Annotated in this window: 21 protein-coding genes; 19 read left to right on the top strand and 2 right to left on the bottom strand. The window is 68.4% G+C overall.

Annotated elements, in window-relative coordinates; genetic code table 11:
• The 19 genes from M1105_RS00635 to M1105_RS00545 all read left to right on the top strand — a co-directional run bounded on the left by M1105_RS00635 (position 1) and on the right by M1105_RS00545 (position 18,453).
• Positions 1–219 (top strand): hypothetical protein, encoded by a 219-nt coding sequence (locus M1105_RS00635; protein ID WP_249578412.1) that lies wholly within the window; start codon positions 1–3, stop codon positions 217–219.
• A complete protein-coding gene (locus tag M1105_RS00630) occupies positions 219–1,421 on the top strand; it encodes an NADH-quinone oxidoreductase subunit D (protein ID WP_249578411.1) in 1,203 nt (400 codons plus the stop codon). The genes M1105_RS00635 and M1105_RS00630 overlap by 1 nt, the downstream gene beginning before the upstream one ends.
• Entirely contained in the window at positions 1,418–1,879 is a 462-nt protein-coding gene (locus M1105_RS00625) for a hypothetical protein (RefSeq protein ID WP_249578410.1), read from the top strand. Before M1105_RS00630 ends, M1105_RS00625 begins: the two co-directional genes overlap by 4 nt.
• Positions 1,879–2,952 carry an NADH-quinone oxidoreductase subunit NuoE gene (gene nuoE / locus M1105_RS00620; protein WP_249578409.1) on the top strand — a complete coding sequence of 358 codons (1,074 nt, stop codon included), beginning with the start codon at positions 1,879–1,881 and terminating at the stop codon, positions 2,950–2,952. Before M1105_RS00625 ends, nuoE begins: the two co-directional genes overlap by 1 nt.
• Entirely contained in the window at positions 2,952–4,247 is a 1,296-nt protein-coding gene (nuoF, locus tag M1105_RS00615; RefSeq protein WP_249578408.1) for an NADH-quinone oxidoreductase subunit NuoF, read from the top strand. The genes nuoE and nuoF overlap by 1 nt, the downstream gene beginning before the upstream one ends.
• A gap of 10 nt (positions 4,248–4,257) precedes the next feature.
• On the top strand, positions 4,258–4,761 hold the full coding sequence (locus M1105_RS00610; RefSeq protein ID WP_249578407.1) for a hypothetical protein: 504 nt from the start codon (positions 4,258–4,260) through the stop codon (positions 4,759–4,761).
• A 102-nt stretch (positions 4,762–4,863) separates the two neighbouring features.
• Entirely contained in the window at positions 4,864–6,942 is a 2,079-nt protein-coding gene (gene nuoG, locus M1105_RS00605) for an NADH-quinone oxidoreductase subunit NuoG (RefSeq protein ID WP_249578406.1), read from the top strand.
• Between the two features lies 1 nt (position 6,943).
• A complete protein-coding gene (nuoH, locus tag M1105_RS00600; protein WP_249578405.1) occupies positions 6,944–7,975 on the top strand; it encodes an NADH-quinone oxidoreductase subunit NuoH in 1,032 nt (343 codons plus the stop codon).
• A 4-nt stretch (positions 7,976–7,979) separates the two neighbouring features.
• Complete coding sequence (locus M1105_RS00595; RefSeq protein WP_249578404.1) at positions 7,980–8,336, top strand: hypothetical protein; 357 nt, start codon at positions 7,980–7,982, stop codon at positions 8,334–8,336.
• A gap of 1 nt (position 8,337) precedes the next feature.
• Entirely contained in the window at positions 8,338–8,829 is a 492-nt protein-coding gene (gene nuoI, locus M1105_RS00590; protein ID WP_249578403.1) for an NADH-quinone oxidoreductase subunit NuoI, read from the top strand.
• Between the two features lie 136 nt (positions 8,830–8,965).
• Complete coding sequence (locus M1105_RS00585) at positions 8,966–9,574, top strand: NADH-quinone oxidoreductase subunit J (protein WP_249578402.1); 609 nt, start codon at positions 8,966–8,968, stop codon at positions 9,572–9,574.
• 2 nt (positions 9,575–9,576) lie between these two features.
• The gene (gene nuoK / locus M1105_RS00580; protein WP_249578401.1) at positions 9,577–9,912 is read left to right on the top strand and encodes an NADH-quinone oxidoreductase subunit NuoK; all 336 of its coding nucleotides are present in this window, start codon (positions 9,577–9,579) and stop codon (positions 9,910–9,912) included.
• 6 nt (positions 9,913–9,918) lie between these two features.
• Positions 9,919–11,883 (top strand): NADH-quinone oxidoreductase subunit L, encoded by a 1,965-nt coding sequence (nuoL, locus tag M1105_RS00575; RefSeq protein WP_249578400.1) that lies wholly within the window; start codon positions 9,919–9,921, stop codon positions 11,881–11,883.
• Entirely contained in the window at positions 11,883–13,421 is a 1,539-nt protein-coding gene (locus M1105_RS00570) for an NADH-quinone oxidoreductase subunit M (RefSeq protein WP_249579029.1), read from the top strand. Before nuoL ends, M1105_RS00570 begins: the two co-directional genes overlap by 1 nt.
• A gap of 16 nt (positions 13,422–13,437) precedes the next feature.
• The gene (gene nuoN, locus M1105_RS00565) at positions 13,438–14,883 is read left to right on the top strand and encodes an NADH-quinone oxidoreductase subunit NuoN (RefSeq protein WP_249578399.1); all 1,446 of its coding nucleotides are present in this window, start codon (positions 13,438–13,440) and stop codon (positions 14,881–14,883) included.
• Positions 14,884–14,905: 22 nt separating this feature from the next.
• A complete protein-coding gene (locus M1105_RS00560; protein ID WP_249578398.1) occupies positions 14,906–15,649 on the top strand; it encodes a biotin--[acetyl-CoA-carboxylase] ligase in 744 nt (247 codons plus the stop codon).
• An 18-nt stretch (positions 15,650–15,667) separates the two neighbouring features.
• Positions 15,668–16,453: a type III pantothenate kinase gene (locus tag M1105_RS00555; RefSeq protein ID WP_249578397.1), complete on the top strand. Its 786-nt coding sequence runs from the start codon at positions 15,668–15,670 to the stop codon at positions 16,451–16,453.
• Positions 16,450–18,135 carry a ribonuclease J gene (locus tag M1105_RS00550; protein ID WP_249578396.1) on the top strand — a complete coding sequence of 562 codons (1,686 nt, stop codon included), beginning with the start codon at positions 16,450–16,452 and terminating at the stop codon, positions 18,133–18,135. The genes M1105_RS00555 and M1105_RS00550 overlap by 4 nt, the downstream gene beginning before the upstream one ends.
• Positions 18,136–18,282: 147 nt before the next feature.
• A complete protein-coding gene (locus tag M1105_RS00545) occupies positions 18,283–18,453 on the top strand; it encodes a hypothetical protein (protein ID WP_249578395.1) in 171 nt (56 codons plus the stop codon).
• Positions 18,454–18,600: 147 nt separating this feature from the next.
• On the opposite strand, the gene M1105_RS00540 is transcribed toward M1105_RS00545, so the two are convergent.
• Together M1105_RS00540 and M1105_RS00535 are read right to left on the bottom strand one after the other, a co-directional pair.
• Complete coding sequence (locus M1105_RS00540; RefSeq protein WP_249578394.1) at positions 18,601–20,103, bottom strand: DEAD/DEAH box helicase; 1,503 nt, start codon at positions 20,101–20,103, stop codon at positions 18,601–18,603.
• A 258-nt stretch (positions 20,104–20,361) separates the two neighbouring features.
• On the bottom strand, positions 20,362–21,969 hold the full coding sequence (locus M1105_RS00535) for a peptide chain release factor 3 (RefSeq protein ID WP_249578393.1): 1,608 nt from the start codon (positions 21,967–21,969) through the stop codon (positions 20,362–20,364).
• Positions 21,970–22,077 lie beyond the last annotated feature (108 nt).

Genomic DNA, 22,077 nt, shown 5'->3' with positions numbered 1-22,077 from the left:
ATGTATGGGCCCGGAATGATGGGGGGCGGGATGCCGGTTGGCGGACTGATCTGGATGCTGATCATCGGCGCTCTGGTGGTCGTCCCGTTCTGGCGGCTGCTGCCGAGGTTCGGGATCCCGTCCTGGGTGTCGATCCTCGCGATCTTCCCGCTGGTCGCGCTCATCCTTCTGTGGGTGATGGCCTTCCGCGACAAGCTGGGCGGCGAGGGGAGGCTCTGATGGACGGAACCCATCCCGGCGGCGAGCAGCGCATCCGCAACTTCAACATCAACTTCGGCCCGCAGCACCCTGCCGCACATGGTGTTCTGCGCATGGTTCTCGAACTGGACGGCGAGATCGTGGACCGCGTGGACCCGCATATCGGGCTCTTGCACCGCGGCACCGAAAAGCTGATGGAGAGCCGGACCTACCTCCAGAACCTGCCCTATTTCGACCGGCTCGACTATGTCGCGCCGATGAACCAGGAGCACGCCTGGTGCCTCGCCATCGAGCGGCTGACCGACACGCCGGTGCCGCGCCGCGGGCAGCTCATCCGCGTGCTGTTCTCGGAAATCGGGCGCATCCTGAACCACCTGCTGAACGTGACCACGCAGGCCATGGACGTGGGCGCGCTGACGCCGCCGCTCTGGGGCTTCGAGGAGCGCGAGAAGCTGATGGTGTTCTACGAGCGCGCCTGCGGGGCGCGGCTCCACGCCGCCTATTTCCGCCCCGGCGGCGTGCACCAGGACCTGACGCCCGAGCTGTGCGACGACATCTGGCAGTGGACCGAGGAGTTCGGCGCCGTCCTCGACGACATCGACGGCTTGCTGACCGACAACCGCATCTTCAAGCAGCGCAACGTCGATATCGGCGTCGTCAGCCTGGCCGAAGCGCAGGCCTGGGGCTTCTCGGGCGTCATGGTGCGCGGCTCGGGCTGGGCCTGGGACCTGCGGCGCGCGCAGCCCTACGAATGCTACAACGAGTTCGATTTCCGCATCCCGGTGGGCAAGCATGGCGACTGCTACGACCGCTATCTCTGCCGCATGGAGGAGATGCGCGAGAGCGTGAAGATCATGCGCCAAGCGCTTGAGAAACTTGACGCATGCAAGGGTGGCGAGGTCATCCATCGGGGCAAGATCAGCCCGCCGAAGCGTGGCGAGATGAAGACCTCGATGGAGGCGCTGATCCACCACTTCAAGCTCTACACCGAGGGCTTCCGGGTCCCGGAGGGCGAGGTCTATGCCGCCGTCGAGGCGCCCAAGGGCGAGTTCGGCGTCTACCTGGTCGCGGACGGCAGCAACAAGCCCTACCGCGCCAAGATCCGCGCCCCGGGCTATCCGCATCTCGCCGCGATGGACCACATATGCCGCGGGCACCAGCTTGCGGACGTGTCGGCCATTCTGGGCTCGATCGACATCGTGTTCGGGGAGATCGACCGGTGATCGACAAGATCCTCCGCTTCCTCGGCATCGTCGCGACGATCACGCTGGTCGCGCTGGGCGCGGCGTTCTTCGCGAGCGGGGAGTGGGAGGCATGGAAGGCCGTGCGCGACGCGCGCCCCGACCTCGCGGTGGCGGAACTCCGCGCCTCGGCCGAGGCCGGCGACGCCCGCCTGAGCGCCGCCGAGACGGCGCTGGCCGAGGCGGGGGCCGAGATCGCGTCGCTCCGCGAGGCGCTGGTGTCCGCCGGCGACGAGATCGAGGCCCTGCGGGCGGCGGCGGTGGCGGAGATGACCCGCGTCGACGCGGCGCTGGCCGGGCGCGTGGCTTTCGGTGATCCGGTCCGGATCGGCGCGGCCGAGGGTGACGCGGTCCTGGGGCTCGCCGCCGCGGACGATGGCGCGCCCGCGGTCACGCTCGCGGACACTGGTACATGGCGACTTCTGAAGGCTGATCAATAATGCTGCGCAGACTCCATCACCACCAGCCCGAGAGCTTTGCCTTCACGCCCGCGAACCTCGAATGGGCCAGGGGCCAGATCGCGAAATATCCCGAGGGACGGCAGGCAAGCGCGGTCATCCCGCTGCTGTGGCGGGGCCAGGAGCAGGAGGGCTGGGTCACCCGCCCGATGATCGAGACGGTGGCGAGGATGCTGGACCTTGCGCCGATCCGGGTGCTCGAGGTCGCCTCGTTCTACTTCATGTTCCAGATGGCCCCGGTTGGGTCGGTGGCGCATGTGCAGGTCTGTGGCACCACGTCCTGCATGATCTGCGGCGCCGAGGACCTGATCGGGGTGTGCCGCGACAAGATTGCGAAGGCGCCGCATACCCTCAGCGCCGACGGCAAGTTCTCGTGGGAGGAGGTCGAATGCCTCGGCGCCTGCGCGAACGCGCCGATGGTGCAGATCGGCAAGGACTACTACGAGGACCTCACCGCGGAGAAATTCGCCTGGATTCTCGACGAGCTGGCCGCGGGGCGTGTGCCGACGCCGGGGCCGCAGAACGGGCGCTTCGCGTCCGAGCCGCTGGGCGGTCTCACCTCGCTCAAGGGCTTCGCGAAGACGCATGAGGCCAATGCCTCGGTCGCGTTGGCGACGCAGCTTGGCGATACCGTCAAGCGGATCGACGGCACCGAGCCGACCGCGACCGACGTGATGCGCGGCGCCTCGCCGATGCCGGTCCGCAAGAAGGGCGCCCCGAAGGCGCGCGCCACGGGCGCGGGCGAGTCGGACGCGGCGCTGCGCGAGGCCGAGACCGTGGGCCGGCCCGAGCAGGGCTCGGTCGCCGGCAGCAAGCCCGCCCTGCTTAAGAAACCGCGCAAGGGCGGTGCCGACGATCTCAAGAAGATCAGCGGCGTGGGGCCCAAGCTCGAGTCGCTGCTGAACGAGCTGGGCGTGTTCCACTTCGACCAGATCGCCGCCTGGACCGACGACGAGATCGCCTGGGTGGACGAGCGGCTGAAGTTCAAGGGCCGGATCGAGCGTGAGGGCTGGATCGCGCAGGCGCAGGCGCTCGCGCGCGGGGAGGGGGCGTGATGCTCGACGACAAGGATCGCATCTTCACCAACCTCTACGGCATGCATGACCGCAGCCTGGCGGGCGCGAAGGCGCGCGGGCATTGGGACGGCACGGCCGGGCTGATCGCCAATGGGCGGGACTGGATCGTCAACGAGATCAAGAACTCGGGCCTGCGCGGCCGCGGCGGCGCGGGCTTCCCGACGGGGCTCAAATGGTCCTTCATGCCGAAGGAGTCGGACGGGCGGCCACATTACCTGGTGGTCAATGCCGACGAGTCCGAGCCCGGCACCTGCAAGGACCGCGAGATCATGCGGCACGACCCGCACACGCTGATCGAGGGCTGCCTGATCGCGTCCTTCGCGATGGGGGCGCATGCCGCCTACATCTACATCCGCGGCGAATACATCCGCGAGCGCGAGGCGCTGCAGGCCGCGATCGACGAGGCCTATGACGCGGGGCTTCTGGGGAAGAACGCGGCGGGCTCGGGCTGGGATTTCGACCTCTACCTGCATCACGGCGCGGGCGCCTATATCTGCGGCGAGGAAACCGCGCTGATCGAGAGCCTGGAAGGCAAAAAGGGGATGCCGCGCCTCAAGCCGCCCTTCCCGGCGGGCGTGGGCCTCTATGGCTGCCCGACCACGGTCAACAACGTCGAGTCGATCGCGGTGGCGCCGACCATCCTGCGCCGGGGCGCGGCGTGGTTCGCGTCCTTCGGGCGGGCGAACAACACGGGCACCAAGATCTTCGCCATCTCGGGCCATGTGAACCGGCCCTGCGTGGTCGAGGAATCGATGTCGATCGGCCTCAAGGAGCTGCTCGAGCGCCATTGCGGCGGCGTGCGGGGCGGCTGGAAGAACCTCAAGGCGGTGATCCCCGGCGGCTCGTCGGTGCCGCTGCTGCCGTCGCATCTGTGCGACGACGCGATCATGGACTTCGACTGGCTGCGCGAGCAGAAATCCGGCCTTGGCACCGCGGCGGTGATCGTGATGGATCAGTCGACCGACGTCATCAAGGCGATCTGGCGGCTCGCGAAGTTCTACAAGCACGAGAGCTGCGGCCAGTGCACGCCCTGCCGCGAGGGCACCGGCTGGATGATGCGCGTGATGGACCGGCTGGTGACCGGCGAGGCCGAGATCGAGGAGATCGACACGCTGCTGGACGTCACCACCCGGGTCGAGGGGCACACGATCTGCGCGCTGGGCGATGCCGCGGCCTGGCCGATCCAGGGCCTGATCCGGCATTTCCGCGACGAGATCGAGGACCGCATCCGCGCCCGCAGATCGGGCCGCGTCGGCGCGGTCGCGGCGGAATAGGTCGGCGCGGATGGTCCCGGCGAGGCAGGCATACCCCTACGCGCTCGCGGCGCTCACCGCGCTCGGCCTGTCAGGCTGCGGCGAGGAAGGCGCGCGCGACGAGCAGGCTGCCGCGCCCATCGTCGAGCGCGAGGCGCTGCGCCATGACGACAAGCGCTTCCTGGTGCGCTACGGCGCGCTGCCCTACCGGGTGAACGTGCAGTATGTCGACATGATCGGCCAATCGGTGATCGCGGTGCGCCGGGGCGCCGAGGAAGCCGTGCCCGAAGGCTGGCCCGAACTGGCGATGGAGGCCGCGCGGCCGCAGCCCTCCGGCGTCCCCTTCGAAGACGAGGGCTTTCGCGAGGTCGCGCTCGATATTGCCGAGAGGGTCAGCCGGAACGGCGGGATCTGCCCGACCGAGGGAGAGATGAAGCTCCGCAAGGATGAACATGGCGACGCGCGGACGATGTATCGCGCCACCCGCGGCGCCTGGGTGGTCTTCGCCTATTGCCCCGACGCGGTGGGGAGCTGAGGCGATGCGGCGCGCGGCACCGATGGGACAGGGACGGCCCGGCCAGGCGGGCACCGACGGCAGGACCGGCGCGCGCCTTGCGCTGCGCCCGAGGGAGACAGCATGAGCGAGCTTCGCAAGATCATCATCGACGACCGCGAGGTCGAGGTCGATCCGCGCCTGACCCTCCTGCAGGCCTGCGAGGAGGCGGGGGTCGAGATCCCGCGCTTCTGCTATCACGAGCGCCTCTCGATCGCCGGCAACTGCCGCATGTGCCTCGTGGAAGTCGTGGGCGGCCCCCCCAAGCCAGCCGCGTCCTGCGCCATGCAGGTCAAGGACCTGCGCCCCGGCCCGGACGGCGCGCCGCCGGTCGTGCGTACCAACACGCCGATGGTGCGCCGCGCGCGCGAGGGCGTGATGGAATTCCTGCTGATCAACCACCCGCTCGACTGCCCGATCTGCGACCAGGGCGGGGAGTGCGATCTGCAAGACCAGGCGATGGCCTACGGCGTCGACTTCTCGCGCTACCGCGAGCCCAAGCGCTCGGCCACCGACCTCGCGCTGGGGCCGCTGGTCGAGACGCACATGACCCGCTGCATCTCCTGCACCCGCTGCGTGCGCTTCATGACCGAGGTCGCGGGCGTGCCCGAGATGGGCCAGACCGGGCGAGGCGAGGATTCGGAGATCACCTCCTACGACAGCGCGACGTTGCAGACCGGGCCGGACCTTGTGGTCGCGACGCTGCGGGCGGGGTTGTCGTCCGAGCTTCAGGGCAACATCGTGGACCTTTGCCCGGTGGGGGCGCTGACGAACAAGCCCTATGCATTCACAGCGCGCCCCTGGGAGTTGCGCAAGTTCCAGTCGATAGACGTGATGGACGCGCTGGGCTCGAACACCCGGGTGGACGTGCGCGGGCGCGAGGTGATGCGCATCCTGCCGCGCAACCATGACGGCGTGAACGAGGAATGGCTGGCCGACCGCTCGCGCTACGTCTGGGACGGGCTGCGCCGCCAGCGCCTCGACCGGCCCTATGTGCGGCGCGAGGGCAAGCTCAAGCCCGCAAGCTGGGCCGAGGCGTTCGGCGCCATCGCCGCTGCGGTGAAGGCCGCCGATGGCGCGGTCGCGGCGGTCGCGGGCGATCTCGTTTCGGTCGAGCCGATGTGGGCGCTGAAGAGGCTGATGGCCGCGCTGGGGTCGGACTGGCACGACTGCCGCCAGGACGGGGCGCGGCTGATCCCGGGCAACCGCTCGGCCTATGTCGGCAACGCCACGGTGGCAGACATCGACGCGGCGGGGGCGGTGCTGATCGTCGGCTCGAACCCGCGCGACGCGGCGCCGGTGCTGAACGCCCGCATCCGCAAGGCATGGATCGGGGGCGCGGACGTGGCGGTGATCGGTGAGGATGTGGATCTGACCTTCCCCGCCGCGCATCTGGGAACTGGCCCCGAGGCGCTGACCGGCAAGGGCCGTGGCAAGGTGGTCGCGTTCCTGAAGGACAAGGCCGCGCCCGTGATCATCGTCGGGCAGGGCGCGCTCGCGCGCGACGACGGCGCGGCGGTGATCGGGCATGCGATGGCGCTGGCGGCCGAGACCGGCGCGGGGATGCTGGTCCTGCACACGGCCGCGGCCCGCGTGGGCGGGATGGACATCGGCTTCACCCATCCGGGCGGGGTCGCCGGAGCGCTCGAGGGCGCGAAGGTGATCTTCAACCTCGGCGCCGACGAGATCGACATCGCGGCCGGTCCCTTCGTGATCTATCAGGGCCACCACGGCGACCGGGGCGCCCACCGCGCCGACGTGATCCTGCCGGGCGCCGCCTGGACCGAGCAGCCGGGGACCTACGTGAACACCGAAGGCCGCGTGCAGGTCGCCAACCGCGCTGGCTTCCCGCCGGGCGATGCGCGCGAGGACTGGGCGATCCTGCGGGCGCTGTCGGCCGAACTGGGGGTGACGCTGCCCTTCGACACGCTGGACGCGCTGCGCCGCGACCTCTATGCAGCCCATCCGCATCTCGCGGCGGTCGATGCGATCGCCGAGAGCCCGTGGCAGCCGGTCGAGGCGGGCGAGGTCGCGCCGCGCGCGTTCCGCAACGGGCTCGCGGACCACTACCTGACGAACGCGGTGACGCGCGCGAGTGCCGTGATGGCCGAATGTTCCCGCCTCGCGGCCGAGCGCCGCGCCAAGGCGATGGCGGCGGAGTGAGATGATGGCGTTCTTCGACACCCCCCTGGGCATCTTCACCATCATCCTCGCGCAGTGCCTCGTCGTGGTCGTGGGGGTGATGGTGAGCCTCGCCTTCCTGCTCTACATGGACCGCAAGGTCTGGGCGGCGGTGCAGCTGAGGCGCGGCCCGAACGTGGTGGGGCCCTGGGGCCTGCTGCAGTCCTTCGCGGACTTCCTGAAGTTCGTGCTGAAGGAGATCGTCATCCCCGCCGGCGCCGACAAGGCGGTGTTTCTGATCGCGCCGATGCTGACCTTCGTGCTGGCCTGCATCGCCTGGGTCGTGATCCCCTTCGCGGATGGCTGGGTGATCTCGGATCTGAATGTCGGGGTGCTGTATATCTTCGCGATCTCGTCGCTCGGGGTCTATGGCATCATCATGGGCGGCTGGGCGTCCAACTCGAAGTATCCCTTCCTGGGCGGGCTGCGCTCGGCCGCGCAGATGGTGAGCTACGAGGTCTCGATCGGCCTCATCATCGTGGGCGTGCTGATCTCGACGGGCTCGCTGAACCTCTCGGCGATCGTGCGGGCGCAGGACGGGGCCTACGGGCTGTTCTCGTGGTACTGGCTGCCGCACCTGCCGATGGTGGTGCTGTTCTTCGTCTCGGCGCTGGCCGAGACCAACCGCCCGCCCTTCGACCTGCCCGAGGCGGAATCCGAACTGGTGGCGGGCTACCAGGTGGAATACTCCTCGACGCCCTACCTGCTGTTCATGATCGGCGAATACATGAACATCGTGCTGATGTGCGCGCTGATCTCGATCCTGTTCTTCGGGGGGTGGCTGTCGCCCATCCCGGGGCTGCCGGACGGAGCGCTGTGGATGATCGGCAAGATGGTGTTCTTCTTCTTCCTCTTCGCGATGGTGAAGGCGATCGTGCCGCGCTACCGCTACGACCAGCTCATGCGCCTGGGGTGGAAGGTGTTCCTGCCGCTCTCGCTGGGCTGGGTGGTGGTGGCGGCGATCCTCGCGCGGCTCGAGGTGGTGGGCTATGCGCGCTTCGCGGTGGGGGGCTGAGCCGATGCGCGTCGCGCTCGCCCTCGTCACGATGCTGGCCGCCGGGCCCGCCGGCGCGCAGGCGACGCCTGAGGTGGCGGCGGAGGGCACGCTCTATTGCGACCATCTCGAGGAGATCGACGCGCAGCGCGAGGCCGAGAACCAGGGCTTCGACCGGATCTATGCGTCGATCAGCACGATGACGACGGCAAGCTTCTGCGGCTACCCGGAGCTCTCGGACCGGGTGGACGAGCGCATCCGCCGCGCGATCTGGGCGCTCGACGACCGCGCCTCGGGTCTCACGCCCGCCGAAACGGAACAGCTCAAGCAGGTCAAGGCCAGCTATGTACTCGGCCGCCAGATGATCGACCGGAGGAACTGAGATGGGCATCCCCTTCGACAAGGCCGTCCGCTACTTCCTGCTCGCCGACATCTGGGCGGGCTTCCGGCTGGGCTTCAAGTACTTCGCCAAGCCGAAGGCCACGCTGAACTACCCGTTCGAGAAGGGGCCGCTGAGCCCCCGGTTCCGGGGCGAGCATGCGCTCAGGCGCTACCCGAACGGCGAGGAGCGCTGCATCGCCTGCAAGCTGTGCGAGGCGATCTGCCCGGCGCAGGCCATCACCATCGAGGCCGAGCCCCGCGCCGACGGCTCGCGCCGCACCACGCGCTACGACATCGACATGACCAAGTGCATCTATTGCGGCTTCTGCCAGGAGGCCTGCCCGGTCGATGCGATCGTCGAGGGCCCGAACTTCGAGTTCGCGACCGAGACGCGCGAGGAGCTCTACTACAACAAGGAAAAGCTGCTCGCGAACGGCGAGCGGTGGGAGCGCGAGATCGCGCGCAATCTGGAACTGGACGCGCCCTACCGGTAATGCGCGGGGGCGCTGCGGCGCCGAGGATCAGGGCGGCCCCGGATCAGGTCCGGGGGGCATGGCGGGCGGGGCACAGGGGCCCGGGCCCGCGGGAACGGAAGTACCGGCACGCCGCTGCCGGGATCGAGAGGGGACGATGGGACTGACCCAACTGGCATTCTACGTGTTCGCGTCGGTCGCGGTCGCCTCGGGCGTGCTGGTGATCCTCGCGCGCAACCCGGTGCATTCGGTGCTGTGGCTGATCCTCGCCTTCTTCTCGTCGGCGGGGCTGATGGTGCTGCTGGGGGCCGAGTTCATCGCGATGCTGCTGGTCATCGTCTATGTGGGCGCGGTGGCGGTGCTGTTCCTGTTCGTGGTGATGATGCTGGACGTCGATTTCGCCGAGCTCAAGCGGGGGCTGGCGGCGTATCTGCCGGTCGGTGCGCTGGTGGGGCTGGTGCTGCTGGTCGAGCTCGGGCTCGTGTTCGGGCACTGGGCGTTGGCCGACGCAGCGCCGAACGCGCGTGCCGCGGCCTTCGCCATCGAGGGCGGCGTGGCCAACACCGAGGCGCTGGGGCGCATCATCTACGACCAGTATCTCTACATGTTCCAGGCGGCGGGGCTGATCCTGCTGGTCGCGATGATCGGGGCCATCGTGCTGACGCTGCGCCACCGGCCGCACATCAAGCGCCAGGATGTGCTGGCGCAGATCTATCGCGGCCGCGACGTGGAACTAAAGGACGTCGAGCCGGGGCAGGGGGTCTGAACATGGAAAACGGGGGCGCATCCCTGATCGCGGGCGTGGGGCTCGAGGCGTATCTGACGGTCGCCGCGATCCTGTTCGTGACCGGCATCTTCGGCATTTTCCTCAACCGGAAGAACGTGATCGTCATCCTGATGTCGATCGAGCTGATGCTTCTGGCGGTCAACATCAACTTCGTCGCCTTCTCGGCGCATCTGGGCGACCTGGTGGGGCAGGTCTTCACCCTGTTCATCCTGACCGTCGCGGCAGCCGAGGCGGCGATCGGTCTTGCCATCCTGGTCTGCTTCTTCCGCAACCGGGGCACGATCGACGTCGAAGACATCAACATGATGAGGGGCTGAGCGGCGATGTACACGGCAATCCTTCTCCTGCCGCTCGCTGGCGCCGTCGTCGCGGGCTTCTTCCACCGCATCATCGGCGAAAAAGCCGCGATGTACCTTACCACGGGGATCCTGTTCCTGTGCGCGGGGCTGTCGTGGATCGCGTTCCTGGGCGGCCATGGCGAGCATGGCGACACGGTCACCCTGTTCACCTGGATCGCGTCGGGAGACCTCGCGGTCGACTGGGGGATCCGGGTCGACACGCTCACCCACGTGATGCTGGTGGTCGTGACCTCGGTGTCGTCGCTCGTGCACCTCTACTCGATCGGCTACATGGAGGAGGATGACGCGAAGCCCCGCTTCTTCGCGTATCTCTCGTTCTTCACCTTCGCGATGCTGGCGCTGGTGACCGGCGACAACCTGCTGCAGATCTTCTTCGGTTGGGAGGGGGTCGGCGTCGCGAGCTACCTGCTGATCGGTTTCTGGTTCAAGAAGGCCTCGGCGAATGCCGCCGCGATCAAGGCCTTCGTGGTCAACCGCGTGGGCGATTTCGGCTTCCTGCTGGGCCTGTTCATGACCTTCTGGCTGGTCGGCTCGATCGAGCTCGACGAGGTGTTCGCCGCCGCCCCGATGCTCGCCGAGATGACGGTGGGCTTCCTCGGCATGGAGGTCAACGCGGCCGAGGCCATCGCGACGCTGCTGTTCATCGGCGCGATGGGCAAGTCGGCGCAGCTGTTCCTGCACACCTGGCTGCCCGACGCGATGGAAGGCCCGACGCCCGTCTCGGCGCTGATCCACGCGGCCACGATGGTCACGGCCGGCGTGTTCCTGGTCTGCCGCATGTCGCCGGTGATGGAATACGCGCCGAACGCGCTCATGCTGGTGACGGTGGTGGGCGCCTCGACCGCGTTCTTCGCGGCGACCGTGGGTCTCGTGCAGAACGACATCAAGCGGGTGATCGCCTATTCGACCTGCTCGCAGCTTGGCTACATGTTCGCGGCGGCGGGCGTCGGCGCCTACGAGGCGGCGATGTTCCACCTGTTCACCCACGCCTTCTTCAAGGCGCTGCTGTTCCTCGGCGCGGGCTCGGTCATCCACGCGATGCATCACGAGCAGGACATGCGCAGGATGGGCGGGCTGAAGGCCAAGATCCCGCTGACCTACTGGATGATGATGGCCGGCACGCTGGCGATTACCGGTGTGGGCGTGCCGCTCCTCTACATCCTCGACACGCCGATCGGTTTTGCCGGGTTCCTCTCGAAGGACGTGATCATCGAGACGACCTTCGCGGCGCATTCGGGGGCGGGCTCGTACGCCTTCTGGCTGCTTGTGGTGTCGGCGCTGATGACCTCGTTCTATTCGTGGCGGCTGATGTTCATGACCTTCCACGGCGAGACGCGGGCCGACCATCACACCTACGACCACGCGCATGAGAGCCCGAAGGTCATGATGATCCCGCTCTACGCGCTTGCCATCGGCGCGGCGCTGGCGGGCATGTGGTGGTATCCCGAGTTCGTCGGCCATCACGAGGCCGAGTTCTGGGGGCCTGCGATCTTTAACGGGGCCGAGAACCACGTGCTGCACGATGCGCACGACGTGCCGAAGTGGGTGAAGGTCTCGCCCTTCCTCGCGATGCTGCTGGGCTTCGGCACGGCGTGGCTGATGTATGTCCGCGCGCCGCATCTGCCGGCCGAGCTGGCCGAGCGGCACCAGCCGCTCTACCGGTTCCTGCTCAACAAGTGGTACTTCGACGAGATCTACGACTTCCTGCTGGTGCGCCCGGCCAAGTGGCTTGGCCACACGCTGTGGAAGCGCGGTGACGGCGGCACCATCGACGGCATCATCAACGGCATCGCCTTCACGATCATTCCGCGGCTGACGCGCTTTGCCGGGCGGGTGCAGTCGGGCTTCGTGTTCCACTACGCCTTCGCCATGCTGATCGGCGTCTCGCTCCTGATCACCTGGTTCGCCGTCTCGGGAGGGGCGCAATGATGTCCAACCTGCTCTCCATCATCACCTTCCTGCCGCTTCTGGGCGCGCTGGTGCTGGTGTTGTTCCTGCGCGGCAGCGACGCAGCGTCAGACCTGAACGCGCGCCGGGTGGCGCTGCTGGTCACGACGCTGACCTTCCTGCTCTCGCTTGCCGTGTTCTCGGGCTTCGACCCCGAGGCGCCCGGCTTCCAGTTCGTCGAGGAGGGGGCCTGGATCGCCGGGCTCACCTACAGGATGGGCGTGGACGGGCTGAGCCTGCCCTTCGTGATGCTGACCACCTTCTTCTTCCCGCTGACGATCCTCGCCTCGTGGAACGTCGAGCACCGGGTGAAGGAATACATGGCGGCGTTCCTGATGCTCGAGACGCTGATCATCGGCGTCTTCACCTCGCTCGACCTCGTGCTGTTCTACCTGTTCTTCGAGGGCGGGCTGATCCCGATGTTCCTGATCATCGGCATCTGGGGCGGGAAGGAGCGGATCTACGCGGCCTTCAAGTTCTTCCTTTACACGCTGCTGGGCTCGCTCCTGATGCTGGTGGCGATGATCTACATGTACTTCGACGCGCAGACGACCGACATCACCCGGCTGCTGACGCACCAGTTCGAGTACGGCACGATCGAGCTCATGGGCTGGCAGATCGTGGGCGGCGCGCAGACGCTGATGTGGCTCGCCTTCTTCGCCTCCTTCGCGGTCAAGATGCCGATGTGGCCGGTCCACACCTGGTTGCCCGACGCCCATGTGCAGGCGCCGACGGCGGGCTCGGTCATCCTGGCGGCGATCCTCCTGAAGATGGGCGGCTATGGCTTCCTGCGCTTCAGCCTGCCGATGTTCCCGGTGGCGTCCGAGATCATGCAGGATTTCGTGTTCTTCCTGTCGGTGGTGGCAATCGTCTACACCTCGCTGGTCGCGCTGATGCAGGAGGACATCAAGAAGTTGATCGCCTATTCGTCGGTCGCCCATATGGGCTTCGTGACGATGGGCATCTTCGCGGCGAACCAGCAGGGCGTCGACGGCGCGATGTTCCAGATGATCAGCCACGGCTTCATCTCGGGCGCGCTGTTCCTTTGCGTCGGCGTCATCTACGACCGGATGCACACGCGCGAGATCGCGGCCTATGGGGGCTTGGCCAACCGGATGCCGGTCTATGCGACGGTGATGATGCTGTTCACCATGGCCAATGTCGGCCTGCCCGGGACCAGCGGCTTCGTGGGCGAGTTCCTGACCATGGCCGGCACCTTCCAGGTCTCGACGTGGGCCGCCTTCGGCGCCGCCACCGGCGTGATCCTGTCGGCGGCCTATGCGCTGTGGCTCTATCGGCGGGTGGTGTTCGGGGACCTCATCAAGCAGAGCTTGCAGACCATCGCCGACATGGATCGCCGCGAGATCGCCGTGATGGCGCCGCTGGTGTTCTTCACCATCCTGCTCGGTGTCTATCCCTCGCTCGCCATCGACCTGTTCTCGCCCGCCGTCGAGTCCCTGCTCGAGGGCGTGCGCACGGCGCAGTCGGCGGCCGATGCCGTCCAGCTTGCCCTGAAGTGACCGGGAGACCCTGACGATGAACGGCGAATTCGCGCTGGTCCTGCCCGAGATCCTGATGGCCGCGGGCGCCATGATCCTGCTGATGTTCGGCGTCTACGGCGGCGAGGAGAAGCAGAGGAACACCGTCACCTGGGCCGCCGCGGGCCTGATGCTGCTGGTGGCGGCGATCGTCGCGACGCGAGGCGGCGCCGAGGCCACGGCCTTCGGCGGCGCCTTCGTGGACGACGGCTTCGCGCGCTTCACCAAGGTGGTGATCCTGCTGAGCTCGGCGCTGATGCTGCTGGTCGGGCAGGGCTATCTCGACCGGCGCGGCATCCTGCGCTTCGAATATCCGGTGCTGATCGTGCTGGCCACGCTGGGCATGATGATGATGGTCTCGGCCGGCGGGCTGATCGCGCTCTACATGGGGCTCGAGCTCCAGTCCCTCGCGCTCTACGTCATCGCCGCCTTCAACCGCGACAGCGCGCGTTCAACCGAAGCCGGGCTCAAGTATTTCGTGCTGGGGGCGCTGTCGTCGGGGATGCTGCTCTATGGTGCGTCGCTGGTCTACGGCTACACCGGCTCGACCAGCTTCTCGACCATCGGCGCGGTGATCGCGGCCGAGGGCGTGTCTCTGGGGCTCACCTTCGGGCTCGTGTTCATCTGCGCGGGGCTGGCCTTCAAGATCTCGGCGGTGCCGTTCCACATGTGGACACCCGATGTCTATGAAGGGGCGCCCACGCCGGTCACCGCGTTCTTCGCCACGGCGCCCAAGGTCGCGGCCGGCGCGCTATTCGCGCGGGCACTGTTTGACGGCTTTGGCAACGCGGTGGCCGAGTGGCAGCAGATCCTCGTCTTCGTTTCGATCGCCTCGATGTTCCTCGGCTCGATCGCCGCGATCGGGCAGACGAACCTCAAGCGGCTGCTCGCCTATTCGTCGATCGGCCACATGGGATTCGCGCTGGTGGGCCTGGCCGCGGGCACGCAGGCGGGGGCGGAATCGCTGCTCACCTACCTGGTGATCTACGTCATCATGAACATCGGCACCTTCGCCTTCGTCCTGTCGATGGAGCGCGACGGCCAGCCGGTGGTGCAAGTGTCCGACCTCGCCGGCCTTGCCGAGACGCGGCCGGCTCAGGCGCTGGCGCTTGCGGTGCTGATGTTCTCGCTGGCCGGCATCCCGCCGATGGTGGGCTTCTTCGCGAAGTTCTTCGTCTTCAAGGCGGCAGTCGATGCGGGCCTCGTGGCGCTCGCGGTGGCGGGGGCGGTGGCCTCGGTGATCGGGGCCTACTACTACCTCAACATCGTGCGCGTGATGTATCTGAGCCCGGCGGACCGGCCGCTCGACATCCGGACCAGCATGATCGGGCAGGGGGCGCTGGGGTTGTCGGCGCTGGCGATGGCCGCGGGCTGGCTGCCGGTCTTCGACGGCTTTGGCCTGACCGAGATGGCGGCGGCCGCGGCGCAGTCGCTGCTCCGGTGAGCGCGCCCGAGGGGCCTTGCCGGTGACCGGCTGGGCGGGGAGCGCGGATCGGGTCGTCCTCGACGAGGTCGACTCGACCAATGCCGAGGCGCAGCGTCGTGCGGCGCAGGTGCATGGGCCCCTGTGGATCGCCGCGCGGCGCCAGAGCGCCGGGCGCGGGCGCAGCGGGCGCCAATGGCTCTCGCCCGAGGGCAATCTGGCGGCGACGCTGCTGCTGCGGCGCGACGAGCCGCCGGCAGAGAAGGCGCGGCTTTCCTTCCACGCCGCGCTGGCCGTGGCCGAACTCGTCGAGCGGCTGGCGCCGGGTGCGCCTGTGGCGCTGAAATGGCCGAACGACGTGCTGCTGGCCGGGGCCAAGGTGTCGGGCATCCTGCTCGAGAGCTTCGCCACGCCCGCCCCGGGGGCCAATCTTGCCATCGGGATCGGCGTGAACCTCGCGCATTTCCCGCCGCCCGAACAGACGCGCTGGCCCGCGACCTCGGTCGCCGCGGCGCTGGGGCGCGTTCCGCCGGTCGAGGAGGCGCTGGGCCTGCTGGCCGATCGCATGGCGCACTGGCTGGCCATCGACGCGGCGCGCGGCTTCGCGCCGGTCCGCGAGGCCTGGCTCGCGCGCGCCGGCCATCTGGGCCGCCGGATCGAGGCGCGCCTTGCGTCCGAGACCGTCGCCGGCATCTTCGAGGATGTCACGGCCGACGGCGCGCTGATTCTTGCGACGACCTCCGGGCGGCGCGTGATCACCGCGGCCGATATCCACTTCCCCGCCTGAGCGCGAAAGGGTCCCGACATGCTGCTGGCGATCGACGTGGGCAACACCAACACCGTCTTCGCGCTGTTCCGCGACCGCGAGGTGGTCGGCGAGTGGCGCTGCAACACCGAAAGCGTGCGCACCGCCGACCAGTATTTCGTGTGGCTCAAGCAGCTGATGGAGCATGGCGGCCACGCCATGTCCGAGGTCGAGGACGTGGTGATCTCGAACGTCGCACCGGCGACGCTGTTCAACCTGCGGGTCCTGTGCGACCGGTATTTCAACACGCGCCCGCTGGTGGTCGGCAAGGGCGATTGCCGCCTGCCGGTCGAGGTCCGCGTCGACAATCCGCACGAGGTGGGCGCCGACCGGCTGGTGAACACGGTGGCGGCCTATCACCGCTACGGGCCCGACCTGATCGTTGTGGATTTCGGCACGGCCACTACATTCGACGTCGTGGCGCATGACGGCGCCTATGTCGGCGGCGTGATTGCGCCCGGCGTCAATCTTTCGCTCGACGCGCTGCACACGGCCGCGGCGCATCTGCCGCGCATCGACGTGACGCAGCCGCAGACCGTGTTGGGACGCAACACCGTGGCCTGCATGCAGTCGGGCATCTACTGGGGCTATGTCGGCCTCATCGAGGGGATATGCGCGAGGCTCGCCGCGGAACGCGAGCGCAGGATGAAGGTGATCGCGACCGGGGGCCTTTCGCCCCTCTTCGCCCGCGGCACCAGCGTGATAGAGGCAGTGGACCCCGACCTGACCGTGCGCGGCCTGGTGCTGATCCACGACTACAACAAGACAGGCAAGCTGAACGGATGAAAGACACGAACCCTGGCCCGCTCGTCTACGTCGCCCTTGGCGGCGCGGGCGAGATCGGGATGAATTGTTACATGTACGGGATGGGCGAGGGCGGCGCGCGGCGCTGGATCATCGTCGATCTCGGCATCGGTTTCGGCGACATGGACACCGCTCCGGGCGTCGAGCTGGTGCTTCCCGACATCACTTTCGCGGTCGAGGAGCGCGCCCGCATCGACGGCATCTTCCTCACGCATGGCCATGAGGACCATATCGGGGCGCTGCCGCACCTGTGGCCCAAGCTGAAGGTGCCGGTCTATGCGCGGCCCTTCACGGCCGAGCTCGCGCGCCGCAAGCTGACGGATGTGGGGCTCGACCCCTCGGTCGTGCGCGAGATCGACCTCGGCCAGCGCATCGAGGCCGGTCCCTTCTCGGTCGAATATCTCAACGTCACGCATTCGATCCCGGAAGCCTCGATGCTCGCGATCCGCACGGCGGCCGGGACAGCCGTGCATTCTGGCGACTTCAAGCTCGACCCGGCGCCGCAGCTTGGCGAGGCGGCCGACCTCGCGCCCTTCGAGGCGCTGGGCGACGAGGGCGTGCAGGCGCTGGCCTGCGACTCGACGAACGTCTTTCTCGACGGCGAGGCGGGGTCCGAGGGCGACATCGTCGCCAACCTCACGCGCCTGATCTCCGAGGCGCCGCGGGCCGTTGCCGCGACCTCGTTCGCCTCGAACGTCGCGCGCCTCAAGACGCTGGCCGAGGCGGCCGAGGCGACGGGCCGCTCGGTCGTCATCGTCGGCCGCGCGATGCGGCGGATGATCGAGGTTGCACTCCAGACCGGCCAGATCGACCGCTTCCCCAAGGTCGTGCCCGACGAGGATGCGTCCTCGATCCCGGCCGAAAACCTGTTCTACCTCGTCACCGGCAGCCAGGGCGAGGGCCGTGCCGCGCTCGCGCGGATCGCGGCGGGGACGCACCCGACCGTGTCCTTGTCGGCCGGCGATCTCGTGCTGTTCTCGTCGAAGACGATCCCCGGCAACGAGGGCGGCATCTACCGGCTCTACAACCGTCTGTCCGAGCAGGGCATCAAGGTGATCGACGGCGACATGGCGCGCATCCACGTGTCGGGCCATGCCCGGCGCGGCGATCTCGAGAGGATCTACAAGGCGCTTCGCCCGCGGGTCTCGGTGCCGATCCATGGCGAGCACCGGCACCTCGTCGAGCATGCGGCCTCGGCTTCCGGCTGGGGCGCGGCTCATGCGATCGTGGCGCCGAACGGCTCGGTCACCCGGCTCGACGGCAATGCGCCGGGCGTGGTCGACGAGATCGAGACCGGGCGCGTCTACCTCGACGGCGCAGCGCAGGTGGGCGCGCTGGACGGCGTGATCCGCGAGCGGCTGAAGATGGCGCGCCTCGGTCTTGTCATCGTCTCGGTGGTGACGGACGAGGAGGGCGAGCTGATAGCCGATCCCGAGGTGCGATGCCTGGGCGCACCCAAGGACGGGCCGAACTGGTCCGCGCCGCTGGCCGAGATGATCGCGGACGAGGTGGATGCCGCGCTGGAGGGCGCGCCGCGCAAGGCCCGCAAGACCGATGCCGGCATCGAGGACATCGCGCTGCGGGCCGTGCGCAAGGTCACCAACCGCCACTGGGGCAAGAAGCCCGTGGTCAGCGTGATCGTGCACCGGCTCGAGGAGGAGTAAGGGGCACCGGCACGCCAGCCGCTCGCGGGGCGGCGCCGGGCACGGACCGCCTAGGGGCAGGGCTGGTGGCTTGACCTGCGCGCGCGGTCCGTGCTCCCCTTGCCCTGCGGCATCCCGTGCCGCGGGGCGAAGGATGGGAGGGCTGCCATGACCACTCGATCTCGCGTTGCGGCCTGCTTCCTGACCCTCGTCGCGGCCAGCGCGCTTGCCGGCTGCAACCTGACCTTCGAGCCGGTCAACCTGAATGCCGCCGAGTCGCCCGCGGCCTGGGCGGACAATTTCAACGCCGGTCGGGTCTCGCCACCCGCAGGCCGCTGATACGGCAAGCCGCCCGGCGGAGGTGCGGGCGGCAGGTCTGCAATCCGGAATTGTGCGCCCGAGAACGGGCTGGGCGGGGCGCATCTCGCGACCGCCGGGCCGATGGGCGAGCCGCCGCGACCAGCGGGGCCCGCGCCCGGCCTGAGATCACGCGGCTTCGCTGCCGCTTTCCTCGCCCTCGCCGTCGCCGGCGGTCGTCTTTCGCGTGGCACGGATCGGAACCGGCCGCAGCAGGAAATCGGGCACATGGTCGCCGAGGCCGATCACCGGCTTGTCGCCGCGCCCCTCGCTACGACGACCGCCACGGTCGCGCTCGCGCCGGGGTTCGCGCGGCGTCTCGCGCTCGGCCCGCGTCTCGGCGGGCTGCGCTTCGGGCTTCGCTTCGGGCTTCGGTGCGGGGACGGCGGGCCGCTCCTCGCGCCGCCGCTCGCCGCGCTCGGCGCGCCGCCGCGGGCGCTCGTCCTCGTGCGGCGCCGGCTCGGCGCTCTCGGGGGCCGCGACATGGCCCGCGGGAAGGTCGCGGCGCGGTATCGGCTTGCCGATCAGCTCCTCGATCTTGTCGAGATACTTCTGGTCGTAGGGCGCGCAGATCGACAGCGCGATGCCCTCGCGCCCGGCGCGGCCCGTGCGGCCGATGCGGTGGACATAGTCCTCGGCATGCATCGGCAGGTCGAAGTTGAAGATGTGCGAGACGTTCGGGATGTCGAGCCCGCGCGCCGCCACGTCCGAGGCCACGAGGATCTTGATCGTCCCGTCGCGGAAGGCGTTGAGCGTGGCCGTGCGCACCGACTGGTCGAGATCGCCATGCAGCGCGCCGCAGTTGTAGCCATGCTTGTGCAGCGACTTGTAGAGCACGCCCACGTCGCGCTTGCGGTTGCAGAAGATGATGGCGTTGCGGAATTTCTCGCCCTCGCCGTCGATCATGGCGCGCAGGAGCGCCCGCTTCTCGGTGTCGGCCTTGTCCTTGCGCGAGGGGCGGAACATGGTCACGCCCTGCGTCACCGTCTCGGCCGTGGTCGCCTGCTTGGCCACTTCGACGCGGATGGGGTTATGCAGGAACGCCTCGGTCAGGCGCGTGATCTCGGGCGGCATGGTGGCCGAGAAGAACAGCGTCTGGCGGGTGAACGGGGTGAGGCTGAAGATCCGCTCGATGTCGGGGATGAAGCCCATGTCGAGCATCCGGTCGGCCTCGTCGACCACCATCACCTGCACGCCGGTCAGCATCAGCTTGCCGCGCTCGAAATGGTCGAGCAGGCGACCCGGAGTGGCGATCAGCACATCGACGCCGCGGTCGATCAGCTTGTCCTGGTCCTTGAAGCTGACGCCGCCGATCAGCAGCGCCATGCTAAGCTTGTGATACTTGCCGTAGATCTCGAAGTTCTCGGCCACCTGGGCCGCGAGTTCGCGCGTCGGGCACAGGATCAGCGAGCGCGGCATGCGCGCCCGTGCCCGGCCCTTGGCCAGCAGCGTGATCATCGGCAGGGTGAACGAGGCGGTCTTGCCGGTGCCGGTCTGGGCGATGCCCAGCACGTCGCGGCCCTTCAGTGCCTCGGGGATGGCCTGGGCCTGGATGGGGGTGGGGGTTTCATAACCCGCCTCCACGACCGCCTGGAGAACCTTGGGGTCGAGGTCGAGATCGGAGAATTTCATAGGGCTCCTTGATGCTGGCGCGTTCGCGAATTTGCGGCTTCAGGGTGGCCGCATCGTCTCGCGCGGCCCCGGGCGCCCGGATTGGCACCCTGCATCGATGCGCGGTAGATGGCGGATCGGGCGCGAAAAGTCAATGAAGCACGCCGGAATCGGCGCCTGACGCGACCTCCGGACGCATAATCACGGGCGATCGCGCCCCGCCGCCTCGGCGGGAGTGATGGGGCGCGGGCGTCGCGGCCCGCGGCCCCGCTGGCGGCGTCAGACGTGCATCTCCTTGGTCGCGCTCAGCTTCAGCTCGGGCCAGTCGCGGGTCACCCGGTCGATGTCCCATTGCAGGCGAGTCATGTAGACGGGGTCGCCGTCGTGGTCGGTCGCCATGTGGCCGCGGTTGGCCTTGGTGAAGGCGTCGATCCGGTCGGCCGGTCCCGACACCCAGCGGGCCGAGGTGAACTGGGTCTGCTCGAAGCGCACGGGCAGGCCGTATTCGGTCTCGATCCGGCTTGCCAGCACGTCGAATTGAAGGGCGCCCACCACGCCCACGATCCAGCCCGAGCCGATCGCCGGCTTGAAGAGTTTCGCCGCCCCTTCCTCGGCGAACTGCAGCAGCGCCTTGTCGAGATGCTTGGCCTTCATCGGGTCGCCCGCGCGAACCGCCTGCAACAGTTCGGGTGCGAAGGCGGGGATGCCGGTGAAGCGCAGATCCTCGCCCTCGCTCAGCGCGTCGCCGATGCGCAGCTGGCCGTGGTTCGGGATGCCGATGATGTCGCCGGCCCAGGCGTCCTCGGCCAGTTCGCGCTCGGAGGCGAGGAACAGCACCGGGTTCGAGATCGCCATCGGCTTGCCGGCGCGGACGTGGTGGAGCTTCATGCCACGCATGAAGTGGCCGCTGCAAAGCCTCACGAAGGCGACACGATCGCGGTGCTTGGGGTCCATGTTCGCCTGCACCTTGAAGACGAACCCGGTGACCTTCGGCTCGTCCGCGGTCACCTGCCGCGTCGCGGTGCGCCGGGGCTGCGGCGGGGGCGCGTTCTCGGAAATGCCGTCCATCAGCTCCTTCACGCCGAAGGAATTGATCGCCGAGCCGAACCAGATCGGCGTCATGTGCCCTTCGAGGAAGGCCTGCCGGTCGAAGGCGGGCAAGAGTTCACGCGCCATCTCGACCCCCTCGCGCAGCTTCACCAGCAGGTCGGGCGGCACATGCGCCTCGATCCGCGGGTCGTCGAGCCCGTCGAGCGCGATGGACTGCCCGCGCCGGTTGCGGTCGGCGCGGTCCATCAGTTCCAGCCGGTCGTGGATCAGGTCATAGGCGCCAATGAAGTCGCGTCCCATTCCGATCGGCCAGCTTGCCGGCGAGACGTCGAGCGCCAGCGCCTCCTGGATCTCGTCGATGATCTCGAAGGTGTCGCGGCTCTCGCGGTCCATCTTGTTGCAGAAGGTCAGGATCGGCAGGTCGCGCAGGCGACAGACCTCGAACAGCTTGCGCGTCTGGCTCTCGACGCCCTTGGCGCCGTCGATCACCATGATGGCCGCGTCGACCGCCGTCAGCGTGCGGTAGGTGTCCTCGGAAAAATCCTCGTGACCCGGCGTGTCCACCAGGTTGAACCAGTTCTTGCCGTATTCGAACGACATGGCCGAGGCCGAGACCGAGATGCCCCGCTCCTGTTCCAGCTTCATGAAGTCCGAGCGCGTGCGCCGCGCCTCGCCCTTGGCGCGCACCTGCCCGGCCATCTGGATCGCGCCGCCGAACAGCAGGAGCTTTTCGGTCAGCGTCGTCTTGCCCGCATCGGGATGCGAGATGATCGCGAAGGTGCGCCGCCGCGCGATCTCGAGCGGCAGGACGGGGGCGTTTGATCCATGGTCACGCATGGCGCGCCGTATATCCCGGCACCGCGCCGAGGTGAAGAGCGAAGCCACCGCCCGCCTGCGCCCCTCTGTCCCGCCCCTGAGGGTGGGGCTTGTCAGGCTGGGGAGGGC

The sequence above is a fragment of the Thermohalobaculum sediminis genome, from assembly GCF_023487995.1.
Lineage (GTDB): Bacteria > Pseudomonadota > Alphaproteobacteria > Rhodobacterales > Rhodobacteraceae > Thermohalobaculum > Thermohalobaculum sediminis.
This window is presented reverse-complemented; position numbering and strand designations above follow the sequence as displayed.

Coding starts and splice junctions, on each gene's coding strand:
- M1105_RS00635 (WP_249578412.1), top strand. CDS start 1: ATGTATGGGCCCGGAATGATGGGGGGCGGGATGCCGGTTGGCGGACTG.
- M1105_RS00630 (WP_249578411.1), top strand. CDS start 219: ATGGACGGAACCCATCCCGGCGGCGAGCAGCGCATCCGCAACTTCAAC.
- nuoE (WP_249578409.1), top strand. CDS start 1,879: ATGCTGCGCAGACTCCATCACCACCAGCCCGAGAGCTTTGCCTTCACG.
- nuoF (WP_249578408.1), top strand. CDS start 2,952: ATGCTCGACGACAAGGATCGCATCTTCACCAACCTCTACGGCATGCAT.
- M1105_RS00610 (WP_249578407.1), top strand. CDS start 4,258: ATGGTCCCGGCGAGGCAGGCATACCCCTACGCGCTCGCGGCGCTCACC.
- nuoG (WP_249578406.1), top strand. CDS start 4,864: ATGAGCGAGCTTCGCAAGATCATCATCGACGACCGCGAGGTCGAGGTC.
- nuoH (WP_249578405.1), top strand. CDS start 6,944: ATGATGGCGTTCTTCGACACCCCCCTGGGCATCTTCACCATCATCCTC.
- M1105_RS00595 (WP_249578404.1), top strand. CDS start 7,980: ATGCGCGTCGCGCTCGCCCTCGTCACGATGCTGGCCGCCGGGCCCGCC.
- nuoI (WP_249578403.1), top strand. CDS start 8,338: ATGGGCATCCCCTTCGACAAGGCCGTCCGCTACTTCCTGCTCGCCGAC.
- M1105_RS00585 (WP_249578402.1), top strand. CDS start 8,966: ATGGGACTGACCCAACTGGCATTCTACGTGTTCGCGTCGGTCGCGGTC.
- nuoK (WP_249578401.1), top strand. CDS start 9,577: ATGGAAAACGGGGGCGCATCCCTGATCGCGGGCGTGGGGCTCGAGGCG.
- nuoL (WP_249578400.1), top strand. CDS start 9,919: ATGTACACGGCAATCCTTCTCCTGCCGCTCGCTGGCGCCGTCGTCGCG.
- M1105_RS00570 (WP_249579029.1), top strand. CDS start 11,883: ATGTCCAACCTGCTCTCCATCATCACCTTCCTGCCGCTTCTGGGCGCG.
- nuoN (WP_249578399.1), top strand. CDS start 13,438: ATGAACGGCGAATTCGCGCTGGTCCTGCCCGAGATCCTGATGGCCGCG.
- M1105_RS00555 (WP_249578397.1), top strand. CDS start 15,668: ATGCTGCTGGCGATCGACGTGGGCAACACCAACACCGTCTTCGCGCTG.
- M1105_RS00550 (WP_249578396.1), top strand. CDS start 16,450: ATGAAAGACACGAACCCTGGCCCGCTCGTCTACGTCGCCCTTGGCGGC.
- M1105_RS00545 (WP_249578395.1), top strand. CDS start 18,283: ATGACCACTCGATCTCGCGTTGCGGCCTGCTTCCTGACCCTCGTCGCG.
- M1105_RS00540 (WP_249578394.1), bottom strand. CDS start 20,103: ATGAAATTCTCCGATCTCGACCTCGACCCCAAGGTTCTCCAGGCGGTC.
- M1105_RS00535 (WP_249578393.1), bottom strand. CDS start 21,969: ATGCGTGACCATGGATCAAACGCCCCCGTCCTGCCGCTCGAGATCGCG.